The organism is Saccharothrix sp. ST-888, from assembly GCF_000955975.1.
In the GTDB taxonomy this organism is placed as follows: domain Bacteria; phylum Actinomycetota; class Actinomycetes; order Streptomycetales; family Streptomycetaceae; genus Kitasatospora.
The window spans coordinates 18,020-31,294 of record NZ_JYJF01000089.1; the positions used below are offsets into that span (position 1 = coordinate 18,020).

Annotated in this window: 12 protein-coding genes; 4 read left to right on the plus strand and 8 right to left on the minus strand. The window is 71.7% G+C overall.

The genetic code is table 11. From position 1 onward, the window contains the following. Positions 1–208: 208 nt before the first annotated feature. Both clpB and UK12_RS24265 read right to left on the minus strand, forming a co-directional pair. Positions 209–2,824: an ATP-dependent chaperone ClpB gene (clpB, locus tag UK12_RS24260; protein ID WP_045305247.1), complete on the minus strand. Its 2,616-nt coding sequence runs from the start codon at positions 2,822–2,824 to the stop codon at positions 209–211. A gap of 108 nt (positions 2,825–2,932) precedes the next feature. Then, positions 2,933–3,847, minus strand: a complete 915-nt coding sequence (locus UK12_RS24265) for a LysR family transcriptional regulator (RefSeq protein ID WP_045305248.1) — start codon at positions 3,845–3,847, stop codon at positions 2,933–2,935. A gap of 70 nt (positions 3,848–3,917) precedes the next feature. Between UK12_RS24265 and UK12_RS24270 the strand changes: the two genes are divergently transcribed. The 3 genes from UK12_RS24270 to UK12_RS24280 all read left to right on the plus strand — a co-directional run bounded on the left by UK12_RS24270 (position 3,918) and on the right by UK12_RS24280 (position 7,616). Further along, positions 3,918–5,069, plus strand: a complete 1,152-nt coding sequence (locus tag UK12_RS24270) for a C4-dicarboxylate ABC transporter (RefSeq protein WP_045305249.1) — start codon at positions 3,918–3,920, stop codon at positions 5,067–5,069. A 635-nt stretch (positions 5,070–5,704) separates the two neighbouring features. Further along, positions 5,705–6,649: a helix-turn-helix domain-containing protein gene (locus UK12_RS24275; protein ID WP_045305250.1), complete on the plus strand. Its 945-nt coding sequence runs from the start codon at positions 5,705–5,707 to the stop codon at positions 6,647–6,649. After that, positions 6,642–7,616: a LuxR C-terminal-related transcriptional regulator gene (locus tag UK12_RS24280; RefSeq protein WP_045305251.1), complete on the plus strand. Its 975-nt coding sequence runs from the start codon at positions 6,642–6,644 to the stop codon at positions 7,614–7,616. The genes UK12_RS24275 and UK12_RS24280 overlap by 8 nt, the downstream gene beginning before the upstream one ends. A gap of 10 nt (positions 7,617–7,626) precedes the next feature. On the opposite strand, the gene UK12_RS36875 is transcribed toward UK12_RS24280, so the two are convergent. Beyond that, positions 7,627–8,253, minus strand: coding sequence for a hypothetical protein (locus tag UK12_RS36875; RefSeq protein WP_052682120.1), 627 nt, complete (start codon positions 8,251–8,253; stop codon positions 7,627–7,629). Positions 8,254–8,747: 494 nt separating this feature from the next. Here UK12_RS36875 and UK12_RS24290 point away from each other — a divergent pair, with 494 nt between their 5' ends. After that, positions 8,748–8,996 carry a hypothetical protein gene (locus UK12_RS24290; RefSeq protein WP_045305252.1) on the plus strand — a complete coding sequence of 83 codons (249 nt, stop codon included), beginning with the start codon at positions 8,748–8,750 and terminating at the stop codon, positions 8,994–8,996. Positions 8,997–9,029: 33 nt separating this feature from the next. Here UK12_RS24290 and UK12_RS24295 read toward each other — a convergent pair whose 3' ends face one another. From UK12_RS24295 to UK12_RS24315, 5 genes are all read right to left on the minus strand, one after another. Beyond that, positions 9,030–10,007, minus strand: coding sequence for a LuxR C-terminal-related transcriptional regulator (locus UK12_RS24295; RefSeq protein ID WP_156178896.1), 978 nt, complete (start codon positions 10,005–10,007; stop codon positions 9,030–9,032). A 228-nt stretch (positions 10,008–10,235) separates the two neighbouring features. Then, positions 10,236–10,772 carry a heat shock protein transcriptional repressor HspR gene (locus UK12_RS24300; protein WP_197085136.1) on the minus strand — a complete coding sequence of 179 codons (537 nt, stop codon included), beginning with the start codon at positions 10,770–10,772 and terminating at the stop codon, positions 10,236–10,238. 4 nt (positions 10,773–10,776) lie between these two features. After that, complete coding sequence (dnaJ, locus tag UK12_RS24305) at positions 10,777–11,925, minus strand: molecular chaperone DnaJ (protein ID WP_045305254.1); 1,149 nt, start codon at positions 11,923–11,925, stop codon at positions 10,777–10,779. Between the two features lie 114 nt (positions 11,926–12,039). After that, positions 12,040–12,648 (minus strand): nucleotide exchange factor GrpE, encoded by a 609-nt coding sequence (gene grpE, locus UK12_RS24310; RefSeq protein WP_045305255.1) that lies wholly within the window; start codon positions 12,646–12,648, stop codon positions 12,040–12,042. Continuing rightward, positions 12,645–13,275 (minus strand): Hsp70 family protein (locus UK12_RS24315; protein ID WP_156178897.1); only part of this gene is annotated, 631 nt, incomplete at its 5' end. The genes grpE and UK12_RS24315, both read right to left, overlap by 4 nt.

Below are 13,275 nucleotides of genomic sequence, written 5' to 3' on the forward strand. Positions count from 1 at the left end.
CTTCGTATTCTCAGTTCACAAGGGTGGCTGGGACTGAGGGGCCGCCCTTCCATGTCCCCATCCTGCCTCATTCCCGGCCCGCGACACAGGGGACGGCTGCGCGTCCGCCCGGAAGATCCGTAACCGGCCGGTTTGACCTCCCGCGACGGGTTCTGGGGCAGGTCCCGGGGCCGGGGCCGGGACGTGGGTGAGCCCCGGCCCCGGAGGGTCACTTCTGCAGTGAGGTGACCGGGTGCTGGGACCGTACGGTGAGCCGGTCGCCCGCCTCGTCGCGCTCGACCACCACGGTGTCCCCGTCGTGGACCTCGCCGGACAGGATCGCCCGCGCCAGCTGGTCGCCGATCGCGGACTGCACCAGCCGCCGCAGCGGCCGGGCCCCGTACGCCGGGTCGTAGCCGGTCAGGGCCAGCCAGTCGCGGGCCGCCGCGGTGACGTCCAGGGTGAGGCGGCGCTCGCGGAGCCGCTCACCGAGCCTGGCGACCTGGAGGTCCACGATCCGGCTCAGTTCGGCGGTGCCGAGGGCGTCGAAGACCACGATGTCGTCGAGCCGGTTGAGGAACTCGGGCTTGAAGGCGCTGCGCACGGTGTCCAGCACCAGCGCCTTCTTTCGCTCGTCCGGGGTACTCGGGTCCACCAGGAACTGACTGCCGAGGTTGGAGGTGAGGATCAGGATCGCGTTGCGGAAGTCCACCGTCCGGCCCTGGCCGTCGGTGAGGCGGCCGTCGTCCAGCACCTGGAGCAGGACGTCGAAGACCTCCGGGTGGGCCTTCTCCACCTCGTCCAGCAGCACGACGCTGTACGGGCGGCGCCGGACGGCCTCGGTGAGCTGGCCGCCCTCCTCGTAGCCGACGTACCCGGGCGGGGCGCCGACCAGGCGGGAGACCGAGTGCTTCTCGCCGTACTCGCTCATGTCGATCCGGACCATCGCCCGCTCGTCGTCGAAGAGGAAGTCGGCGAGGGCCTTGGCGAGTTCGGTCTTGCCGACGCCGGTCGGGCCGAGGAAGAGGAAGGATCCGGTCGGGCGGTCCGGGTCGGCGAGACCGGCGCGGGTACGGCGCACGGCGTCGGAGACGGCCCGCACCGCCTCGGTCTGGCCGATCAGGCGGTGGCCCAACTCCTCCTCCATGCGCAGGAGTTTGGCGCTCTCGCCCTCCAACAGGCGGCCGGCCGGGATGCCCGTCCAGGAGGCGACCACATCGGCGACGTCGTCCGGGCCGACCTCCTCCTTGACCATGGAGGTGCCGGCGTCCTCGTCCGCCGCCCTGGCCTGGGCGTCCGCCAACTCCTGCTCGGCGGCGGGGATCTCGGCGTACATCAGCTTGGAGGCGCGCTCGAAGTCGCCGTCGCGCTGGGCCCGTTCGAGTAGGCCGTGCAGGTCGTCCAGGCGCTCCTTGAGCTCGCCGACCCGGTTGAGGCTCTTCTTCTCCTGCTCCCACCGGGCGTTGAGGGTGCTCAACTGCTCCTGCTTGTCGGCGAGATCGCGGCGCAGCCGGTCGAGGCGCTCGACGGAGGCGGGGTCGGACTCCTTCTCCAGCGCCAGCTCCTCCATCCGCAGCCGGTCCACGGAGCGCTGGAGCTGGTCGATCTCGACCGGGGAGGAGTCGATCTCCATCCGCAGCCGGGAGGCGGCCTCGTCCACCAGGTCGATCGCCTTGTCGGGCAGGAAGCGGGCGGTGATGTAGCGGTTGGAGAGCGAGGCCGCGGCGACCAGGGCGGCATCGGCGATCTGCACCTTGTGGTGCGCCTCGTACCGGCCCTTGAGGCCGCGCAGGATCGCGATGGTGTCCTCGACGCTCGGCTCGCCGACCAGCACCTGCTGGAAGCGGCGCTCCAGCGCGGCGTCCTTCTCGATCCGTTCGCGGTACTCGTCCAGCGTGGTGGCGCCGACCATCCGCAGCTCGCCGCGGGCCAGCATCGGCTTGAGCATGTTGCCCGCGTCCATCGCGGAGTCGCCGCCCGCGCCCGCGCCGACCATGGTGTGCAGCTCGTCGATGAAGGTGACGACCTGGCCGTTGCTGGACTTGATGTCGTTCAGGACGGCCTTCAGGCGCTCCTCGAACTCGCCCCGGTACTTGGCGCCCGCGACCATCGCACCGAGGTCCAGCGCCACCAGCCGCTTGCCGCGCAGCGACTCCGGCACGTCGCCCGCGACGATCCGCTGGGCCAGCCCCTCGACCACGGCGGTCTTGCCGACGCCGGGGTCGCCGATCAGCACCGGGTTGTTCTTGGTCCGGCGGGAGAGCACCTGCACCACTCGGCGGATCTCCTGGTCCCGGCCGATCACCGGGTCGAGCTTGCCGTCGCGGGCGGCCTGGGTGAGGTCGGTGCCGTACTTCTCCAGCGCCTTGTACGTGCCCTCCGGGTCGGGGGAGGTGACCCGGGCGCTGCCCCGGACGTCCTTGAACGCGGCCAGCAGTGCCTTGGCCGCGGCGCCGTGCTGCTTCAGCAGGTCGGCGACCGGGCCGCCCTCGGCGGCCAGGCCGACCAGCAGGTGCTCGGTGGAGAGGTACTGGTCGTCCAAGTCCTCGGCGCGCTTGCCCGCCTCGCCGAGCACCGCCATGGTGTCCCGGGCGAGCTGCGGGGCGGACACGGTCGAGCCCTGGGCGCTGGGCAGCGTGCCGAGCTGCCGGCGGGCGGCGGCGGTGACGGCGGCGACGTCCGCGCCGACGGCTTCGAGCAGCGGGCGGGCGATGCCCTCGGGCTGCTCCAGCAGGGCCAGCAGGATGTGCACCGGCTTGACGTCCGGGTTACCTGCGGCGCTGGCCTGGCGGATCGCGGCGGACAGGGCGTCCTGCGTCTTGCTGGTGAACTTGCCGGCATCCACTGCGGACGTGCTCCTCTCATCGGGGTGACTGGTACAGCATGCACTAAGTTGAGTCTATTCCACTCAGCTTTCGGAAGGCCAGGGCCGCAACGGCCCGTACCCGAAGGCTCACCCCGGTGTCTGGCCGCGTCTGCGGGTGAGCCCGAGGAGGGTGCGGGCGGGCCCGGCGGGGCGGTGGCCGGTGGGCCAGACGGCGCGCAGCGGGCGGTGCAGGTCGACGTCGTCCAGCGGGACCGACACCAGCCGCCCGGTCGCCAGCTCCTCGCCCACGGCCAGTTCGCTCAGGCAGACCGGTCCGGCACCGGTCATCGCGGCGGCCTTGAGGGCGGTGGTGGAGCCCAGTTCGAGCCGGGGCGGCGCCGTGCCGCCGAAGGGCGCCAGCGCCCGGTCGAGCACCTCGCGGGTGCCGGACCCGGGTTCGCGCAGCACCAGCGGGGTCGCCGCGAGCTCCGGTCCGGTGACCGCCGAGCGGCGGGTCCACGGATGGCCCGGTGCGACCACGACCACCAGCCGGTCGGCGGCCACCACCGCGCCGGAGAGCCCGGGGGGCGTCCGCGGACCCTCCACGAAGCCGAGGTCCGCCTGCCCGGCCAGCACGCGGGCGGCGACGTCGGCGGAGTTGGCCGTCCGCAGCGTCACCGCCGTACCGGGGCTGGCCTCGTTCAGGGCCAGCAGCCAGCCCGGCATCAGGTACTCGGCGACGGTCAGGCTGGCCACCACCCGCAGCCGGGCGTCCCGGCTCCCGCGCAGCGCGTCGATGCCCGCGTCCAGCGCCTGGGCCGCCTCCACCACCTGGCGGGCCCAGGCCACCACCAGCTGCCCGGCCTCGGTCGGACGCGAGCCGCGCGGCGACCGCTCCAGCAGCGCGACCCCGATCTGCCGCTCCATCCCCTTGATCCGCGCACTCGCGGCCGGCTGGCTCACGCCCAGCTCCGCCGCCGCCCGGCCCACGCTGCCCAGCCGGGCCACCGCGAGCAGCAGCTCCAGCGCGCCGAGTTCGGGTACGTGCGGGGAGAGAGTCATAGAGCCAGGCTATGCCCCCATAGACCGGGCCGCGCTACCGGCGTCCCCGCCGGCCCGGCACGGTGGGGCCATGGCCACCCTCAGCACCGACCCGCTCCCGGCACGACTGCGCAGCTCCTCCCCCCGCAGCTCCTCGACCGACAGCTCCTCGCCCCGTCCCCCGGCGTACCGGCTCGACCTCGCCCAGCTCGGTCCGAACTGGTACGCCGCCGTGATGGGCACCGCGATCGTGGCCAACGGGTCGGCCGCCCTCCCGCTCCACCTGCCCGGACTGCTCGGCTTCGGCGAACTGGTCTGGCTGCTCTCGTGCGCCGCCCTCGCGCTGCTGGTCGCCGGCCGGGCCGTGCACCTCCTGCGGCACCGCGAGGCCGCGCGCGCCCAGCTGCTGGACAACCCGGCCACCGCCGTCTTCTACGGCTGCCCGCCGATGGCGCTGCTCGCCGTCGGGTATGGCACCCTCGCCCTCGGCTCCCGGCTGATCGGGACCGCTCCCGCGGTCGCCGTCGACCTGGTGCTCTGGACCCTCGGCACGGTGTACGCGATCGCTGCGGCCGCCGGCATCCCGTACCTGATGATCACCCGGCACGAGCTCTCCGCCCTCAGGGCCAACCCCACCTGGCTGCTCCCGGTGGTCGCCCCGATGGTGGCCGCCGCCCTCGGCCCGGCGCTCGTCCCGCAGCTGCCCGAGCCGTGGCGGGCCGCCATGCTCTACGGCTGCTACGCGCTGTTCGGCGCCAGCCTGCTGGCCGTCCTCGCGCTGCTGCCGGTGGTCCTCACCGGGCTGGTGCACAGCAAGCTGCCCGCGCTGGTGCTCACCCCGTCGCTCTTCCTGGTCCTCGGCCCGCTCGGCCAGTCCACCACTGCCGTCAACCAGCTCGCCGACGCGGCCAAATTGGCGGTTCCGCCGCTGGCCGGCGCCGCGAGCGCCTTCGCGATCCTGTTCGGCACCGCCATGACCGGCTTCGCGCTGCTCTGGCTCGGCATCGCCGTCGCCGCCAACCTGCGGGCGTGGCGCGCCGAAATGCCGTTCGCGATGACCTGGTGGGCCTTCACCTTCCCGGTCGGCACCATGGTCACCGGCAGCGCAGGACTCGCCCGCCACACCGGCTTCGGCGGCTTCACCGCCCTCGCCGCCGCGCTGTACCTGCTGCTCCTCGCGGCCTGGGCGGTGGCCGGTACCCGCACCCTCAGCGGCCTCGCGGCCGGACGGCTGCTGCGCTGAACCTCGGCTGACACCTGCCGCAGGTCGACTGCCGGGTGTCGAACCTCGGCTGCCCGGGAAGCCGTACCGAACGAGACCGTTTGGCCTGCCGTCAAGACCGCCTCCGGCTACCGCAAACAGCCGTAAACCCGTACAACTCGCGCGATCAGCCGACCTGTTGTGCTGCAGGTTCCTGCACTTGCGGGAACCTGCAGCACAGCGCCACTTGTTCCGCCGTCGCCGCACTGTGAGGGTGGAGGCACGCCAGGTCGTCCAGGCAACCGCAGCCTGCGGACGGCGACTTGCTCTTCATCGTGGGTGCGCAGGTCACGACCATGCCGACGCATCGGGGGAAGAGCGCCGGCTGGGACGCCATGTGTGGTGATGGCCCCCGGAACCGGACTCGGCGAGGCGTTGCTGCTCCGCCTCGCTGGAATCGCCTCGGCAATGGCGTGCCGCGGTGGGCTTCCCAGGGGCTTCAGAGTGCAACCGTGCCTGGCCAGGGAAGCCCGCCGCCACGGGGGCTCCAGCAGTTCCGCCGGTCGAGCCTGCTGAGATCATGATCAGACGGCAGAGGACAGCAGGGAACGGCAGAGGGAAGTCGGCAGGGAGTGCTCGAAGTGGCTGCGGATCCGAAGGCAGACCAGGGACCCGGAATGCCCGGCGCCGCCGCCCGCCGGTTCTATCTGGCGGTGCTCGCCGAAGGGGGCCGGATACCGGCCCGGAGTGTTCCCCGAGCCGATCGGGCGGCCCGCGACGAACTGGTCCGGATCGGCCTGCTGGTGGAGAACCCCATCGACGACTCGTACTTCGCGGTCAGCCCGCGGGCCGTCGCCGAACAGGCCGGAGTCAGGATGCGCTCGCAGGCCACCCGGCTGCTGCTGGAGGCGGAAGGGCTCCCCGCGGCCCTGGACGGGCTGGCCCGCGCGTACGACTCCGTCCCGAGAACCCCCGGGCGGCCGCCGGCCCCCGTGGTCCTCGAAGGCTCCGAACAGATCCGCCACCGGATCGCCGAGCTCGTCTCGGACTGCAAGCACGAGCTGCGCACCGCACAGCCGGGGCCGAGGAATCCCGAGACCATGGCCCTGGCCCTGCGGCAGGACCTCGGCCTGGTGCGGCGCGGCGCTTCGCTGCGGGTGCTCTACCAGCCGCAGGTGCTGGCCGAAGCGGCCACCGTGGACTACGCGGCCGCGGTCACCGAACACGGCGGCGACGTCCGGATCCTGGACGAGCCGTTCCAGCGGATGATCATCGTGGACCGAGCCGTTGCGGTCGTCCCGGCGGCCGACGACTACACCCGCGCCGCCTTCTTCACCGACCCGGCCGCCCTGTCGTTCCTGCTCGCCGTCTACGACCGCGACTGGGCCCGGTCCGAGACCGTCCGGTGGAGCGCCCCGAAGGCGCAGCCCGCCACCCGGGCCGTCCTCGACCGGGTCGCCCGCCTGCTCGCCGGCGGCCTCACCCAACGGGCCGTCGCCAGCAGGCTCGGCCTCAGCGAGCGCACGGTCGCCGGGCACATCGCGCGCCTGCGGACCCACTACGGCGCCCAGACCCTCTTCCAGCTCGGCTGGTTGATGCGGGGTGAGGGCTGTGGTGAGTGAGCCGGGCGCCTTCGCGCTGCCCTCCGAGTCCGAGCGGGGGCTGTACTTCGCGGTGCTGGAGCAGGGCGGCCGGGTGCCGTTCCGGGAGGTGTCGGAGGCCGACGCCCCGTCGGTGCTGCGCCTGCTGGAGCTGGGTCTGCTGGTCCACCACACCGAGGACGCCTCGCTGACGGCGGTGAACCCGCGCTCGGTGGGTGAGCGGATCAGCACCCGGCTGCGGGCCGAGGGCACCCGGATGCTGGTCCGGGCCGAGCAGATGCCCGCGCTGCTGGGGGAGCTGACGGAGGCGTACGACTCCTCCCCGCGCAAGGTCTCCCGGTCGAGCGAGGTCCAGCACGTCGACGACAAGGAGGAGATCCGCCACCGGATCCTCCAGCTCCAGGCCGACTGCCGGGCGGAGGTGCTGCTGGCCCAGCCCGGGGCCCGGCCGGCCGCCGTCCTGGTCGACGAGCGCGAGCGCCAGCGGGCCCGGCTGATGCTGGAGAACGGGGTCCGGGCCAAGCTGCTCTACCAGCCCACGGCCAGGGCCGACGAGGCCACCGCCGAGTACGCCGCCACCATGAGCGGGTGGGGGATGAAGGTGCGCATCCTCACGGAGCCCTTCGCCCGGATGCTCGTCTTCGACCGGACCGTGGCGGTGATCCCGGCCGCGGCCGACCACAGCAGCGCGGCCTTCATCGAGGACCCGGCGGTGGTCACCTTCCTGGTGGGCGTGTTCGAGCGGGACTGGGAGCGGGCCGAGCGGGCCCGGTGGCGGACCGGGAGCACCGCCGCGGGCCCGGCCCACGAGCAGGTCGGCCGGCTGCTCGCCCAGGGTCTGACCCAGCGCGTCATCGCGACCCGCCTGGGTCTGAGCGAGCGCACGGTCGCCGGGCACATCTCGCGGCTGCGCGAGCTGCACGACGCCGAGACGCTGTTCCAGCTCGGCTGGCAGATGCGCGGGAGCGAGGTGCTGCCGGGTGAGTGACCAGTCGTGGTCAGCCCGTCGCGACCTCGGGCGACCAGTAGCCGAACGGGCCGGGCGCCTCGGGCTCCTGGCGGGGCATCGGGAAGGCGTCGCCGGGGGCGGTCCAGAAGCCCTCGCGCAGCGACAGGGCCATGCCCGCCCAGTCGAGCGCGGTCTCCACGGTGTGCCGCAGCGCCTCCTGCGACCAGGTGTCGTCGAAGACCAGCGGCAGCACGGGCGCGACCTGCTCGATGGTGGCTATCAGCGGGTTGTGCGTGATCGCCTCGTCCACCAGCAGCACCACCGGCTTGCGCAGCGCGGAGGCCCAGCCGAGCTCCAGGCTCACACCGGCCGAGAGCGGGGCGCCGACGTAGGCGAAGACCAGGTCGGCGGTCTGCAGTGCGCGGAAGTCGGACGGCACCCGGGGTTCCGGCGCGCGGCCGGCCACGGTCCAGGCGTCGCTGTGGTGAGCGCTGTAGACGGCCGCGCCGCTGCGCAGCAGCGTCGAGCGGAGGGTGGTCAGCCTGGTCCGGCTGGCCAGGGTCACCACGCTGTCGGCCGGCCCGGTCAGCCGCATCAGCGGCGCCGCCAGGAACACCCGTGCGCGCCGACCCTCGGGGGTCTGGACGGCGCGCTGGCGCAGGTATGGCTCACTCATGTCGACTCCGGGGGGACGGCCAACCGGGGGAGGAAAGGCCCTGGCGGGCGGACGTGGTGTGGCGGGATCGGATCACTGCTGCTGCGAAAACACGCCCCTCGGCCATCGGCGTCTCGGGATCTCCGACGGGGGACGCGAAGCTCCGGACAAGTGTGGGGCGTGCACTGATCGTCTCCGGTCACGACTCATGGCGTCCACCGTCGCAGGGTGTCATCTCTATGTCTGGCAGTCAGATGACAGTGGCCGGAAGGTTCCGTTGCGGATCGTCGTGAAGTGGTTTCGTCAAGTGGGGTGTCATCTTTTTGCCTGGCGGAAGAATGACACCCCGTGTGATGAACAACTGTTTGCATGGCCTTGGCCGGTCAGGCTTTGATGGCTCAGGCACAGGACCATTCGGGGACCGCCGCCGGAGAGTTCAAACCGGTGACTAACATACGGCTGGTTATAGCAGATACATGACAAGGAGTGGCGACATGCGACGTGTTCCTCGGTTCGTGATCCATGGACTGGCGGCCACTGCACTTCTGTTCGCCGCGCCGGCCGTTCTTCCCGGCGACTGGGGCTGGAACCCGGCATCGCCCCAGGTCGGCTCTGTTCAGGAGCGAACGGGCGAACCGCAGAACCTGCACCTGGCGGACTGGGGCTGGAACCGTGCGGTAGTGAGCTCGGATTCCCCGTCCTCCGTGCGGACGCTGGCCGACGGTCAGGTCGCCGTCTCGAGCATGGACTGGGGCTGGAACTGATCCGGCAGCTCCGCCGGGCGGCGGGTGGCCGGCTCAGGCCTCGGGGATGAGGTCGTCGTTCGAGGCGAACAGATGCGGTGAGCTCATCGCCATCCGCCAGCCCAGCTGAAACAGCGTCTCCGCCTCGTACTCCTCGCGGACGTCGGCTATGTGCCGTGCCAGAGTGCGTTCACTGATGCCGAGGCTCCTGGCGATGACCCGGTGTCCCACTCCCTGGATCATCATCCGCAGGATCTCCGTGCGGAGCCTGGAGATCACCTCCTGGGGAACCTCCGTGGCACCGGGAAACGGAATTGCGCGGTCCCAGAGACCTTCGAACGAGAGCGTCAGATATGCCACGACTGCGGCGTCGTGGATGAACGCAGCCCGTTCGTAGTCGCCGTGCACCGGAATGACCGCGACTTCGCGGTCGACGATGATCAGCCGGGTAAAGGGCTCGGCGAGAGTCCGGACCTCCGCGCCCTGATCTGTCATGCGCTCGGCATATTGGCGAGTCGGTGCCGAGTAGCGCGCGCTCGGCTGATAGATCGTCCGGCGGGAAACTCCCCGGCGTACCAGCATGACGTCGCGATCGCCGATCCTGCGGATCAGGTCCTGCGGGCGGCTGCCCCCGGGCTGTGCGGTGAGGACCTCTTTGGCCGCGCCCTCGACGAGGGTCTCCAGGCGTTGATTGATCTCGGCCAGTCCGTGGACGTACTCCACCGGGCCGCCCTGCACGGTGGGCTGGCTACTCGCTCCGTAGGCCTGGCTGAGTTCCTGCAGGGCCGCGGGAAGTGCGACGGCTCGTGACAGGAAGGCGTGGGCCTGCTCCTGCCAGAAGGCGCCCAGGCGGCTTGCTATGCGCGACGGATCCGCGGCGATCAGAGCGGTCGGATCCTCGTTGTCCGGAGTCAGCAGGCCAAGCTCCAGCAGCTCGGCCTTCGATCGGGGGTCGGCATCTTCCCCCGAGGTCAGTCTGCCGCCACCGGCGACTATGCGGAGGTAGAGGGACTTGGCGGATCGGGAGAGCACGTCGGAGGGCTCAGCCTCGGACGGGGGTATGCCCGGGTCCCTCATACGCTGGCCTCCCATCCCTGTGGCTCGTACGGCGAGGCCGGCCACAGGTCGGACCGTCAACCGGGAATCCCAGCCCGCCACTGACCGTTGCGGCCGACTCATCAGGGAGCACTCTACGCATGAGCGCGAGCTGTTGGCACCCCACCAGCCAGTGGCGCCAACGGCTCGCGGATGCGTCGACCACTACCGTTTCGGGCGCCACACCACCAGGGCGCTGGACTGCTGGACCTGCTGGTACGGGACGAGGTCTCGGCGGTAGGAGGCGTGGACGGCGGCCTCGCGCTGCTGGAGGGTGGCGGCGGCGTCCTCCAGGGAGCCGGCCAGCTCGGCGATGCGCGACTGGAGGGCGGTGACCTGGTTCTCCAGCTCGATGATGCGCTTGATGCCGGCCAGGTTGATGCCCTCGTCCTGGGAGAGGCGCTGGACCTCGCGCAGCTGCTGGATGTCGCGGGCGGAGTAGCGGCGGCCGCGCCCCGCCGTGCGGTCCGGGCAGACCAGGCCGAGGCGGTCGTACTGGCGCAGGGTCTGCGGGTGCAGACCGGAGAGCTCGGCCGCCACCGAGATGACGTAGACCGGGGTGTCCTCGGTCAGCACGTAGTTGGCCCTGCCCACCGGGCCCGGACGGGCCGCGGCGGCCCGGCCGGGGCGGGGACCGCCCGGGAGGCCCTCGCCGAGCCCGACGCCGATCGGGTTGCCCGGGCCGATGTGGTCCTGGTTCATCTGATCACGCTCCCTCCGCCGCCTTGAAGAGGGCGGCTCGCGGGTCGTCCGAGGCGGTGGCCTCGCGATAGTGCTCCAGTGCGTTCAGTGCGTCGCCGGTGACGTTCCTGGGAACCATGACCTCCACGGTGACCAGGAGGTCGCCGCGGGTGCCGTCCTTACGGGTGGCGCCCTTGCCACGGGCCCGCATGGTGAGGCCGTTGGCGCTGCCGGGCGGCAGCTTGAGCTTCACCGCGGGACCGCCCAGGGTCGGCACCTCGATGGTGCCGCCGAGTGCGGCCTCGGGGAAGCTGACCGGGACCGTCACGGTGAGATTGTCGCCCTTGCGGCCGAAGACCGGGTGCGAGTCGACGTGGACGGTGACGTAGAGGTCGCCGGGCTGGCCGCCGCGCTCGCCCTGGGCGCCCTTGCCCTTGAGCCGGATGCGCTGGCTGTCCTGCACCCCGGCGGGGATCCGGACCTGCATGGTGCGTGCGGAGCTGGCCCGGCCGCTGCCGTGGCAGACGGTGCAGGGGTCGTCGACGAGCATGCCTCGGCCCTTGCAGTCACGGCAGGGCTCGGAGAGCGCGAAGGCGCCCTGGCCCCGGCTGACGGTGCCCGCGCCGACGCAGGTCGGGCAGACCCTGGGCGTGGTGCCGGCCTTGGCCCCGGTGCCCGAACAGACCCGGCACGGCGCCTGGCTGGTCATCCGGAGCGGGACGGTGGCACCGTCCACGGCCTCCTCGAAGCTGAGCGTGACCTCGGTCTCGACGTCCGCACCCCGGCGCGGCTGGGCCTGCCGGGTGCCGCCGCGGTTGAACAGCCCGCCGAAGACGTCGCCGATGCCGCCCCCGCCGCCCTGCGAGCCGCTGAACAGGTCGCCGAAGTCGAAGTTGTAGTTGCCGCCGGCCGGGCCGCCGCTGCGGAAGCCCCCGGAGCCGAACAGCGACCTGGCCTCGTCGTACTCCTTGCGGCGCTTCTCGTCCGAGAGGACGTCGTACGCCTCGGAGATGTCCTTGAAGCGCTCCTCGGCCTTGGCGTCACCCTTGTTGGCGTCGGGGTGGAACTCCCGGGCCAGCTTGCGGTACGTCTTCTTGATCTCGGCTGCGGTGGCGTCCTTGGGCACCCCGAGGACCTTGTAGTAGTCCTTCTCCACGTAGTCCTTGGTGCTCATGGCTGCCGCCACCTCCCAGGCCAGAACATATAACGGTCAGTGCTTGCGGATACGGCGCTGCGGAGCCGGTCGTCGTACTGCTGGACGACGTACGACTCCGCAGCGCACAGGGTGTCAGCTTTCGGCCGCACCGTCAGCCTTGTCGGACTCCGACTTCTCGGAGGCGTCCGGGCCGGAGGCGGTCTGGCTGCCGGGCTGGGGCTCGGCGACCGCGACCATCGCCGGGCGGATGATCCGCTCGCCGATCCGGTAGCCCGGCTGGAGGATCTGCACACAGGTGTCCTCGGTGACGTCCGAGGAGTAGCTGTGCATCAGTGCCTCGTGCATGGTCGGGTCGAAGGGCTCGCCCTCCTTGCCGAACTGCTGGAGGCCCAGCTTGGCGACGACCGTCTCCAGGTTGTCGGCGACGGACTTGAAGCCGCCCGTCACCTCGCCGTGCTCACGGCCCCGGCCGATGTCGTCCAGCACCGGGATCAGGGTCTCCAGGATGTTGGAGACCGCGATCTCACGGACCGTCATCCGGTCGCGCTCGACCCGCTTGCGGTAGTTCTGGTACTCGGCCTGGAGACGCTGCAGGTCGGCGGTCCGCTCGGCGGCCTCGCGCTTGGCAGCGGCGAGCTCGTCGGCGGAGGCGCCCGTGACGGCCTCCTCGGCGGCCTTGAGGACAGCCTCCTCGGCGGCGGAGTCGTCGCCGGGCTTGCCGCCCTGCGGCTTCTCCGTCATGCCGCACCGCCCTTGGGCTTGTCCTCGTCGACGATCTCGGCGTCGACGACGTCGTCGTCCTTGGCGGCACCGGCGGTGGCGTCACCGGCCGGGGCACCGGCGGCCTCGTTCTGCGCGTAGAGGGCCTGGCCCAGCTTCTGCGCGGTGGTGGAGACCTTCTCGGTGGCTTCGCGGATCGCCGCGATGTCCTCGCCCTTGAGCGTCTCCTTGAGCTCGGTGATCGCCGTCTCGACCTCGGTCTTGACGTCGGCCGGGAGCTTGTCGGCGTTGTCGGCGATGAACTTCTCGGTCGAGTAGACGAGCTGCTCGCCCTGGTTGCGGGTCTCGACGGCCTCGCGGCGCTTGGTGTCCTCCTCCGCGTACTGCTCGGCCTCGCGACGCATGCGGTCGACCTCGTCCTTCGGCAGCGAGGAGCCGCCGGTGACGGTCATCCGCTGCTCCTTGCCGGTGCCGAGGTCCTTGGCGCCGACGTGCATGATGCCGTTGGCGTCGATGTCGAAGGTGACCTCGATCTGCGGCAGGCCGCGGGGGGCCGGCGGCAGGCCGGTCAGCTCGAACATGCCGAGCTTCTTGTTGTACGCGGCGATCTCGCGCTCGCCCTGGTAGACCTGGATCTGCACGGACGGC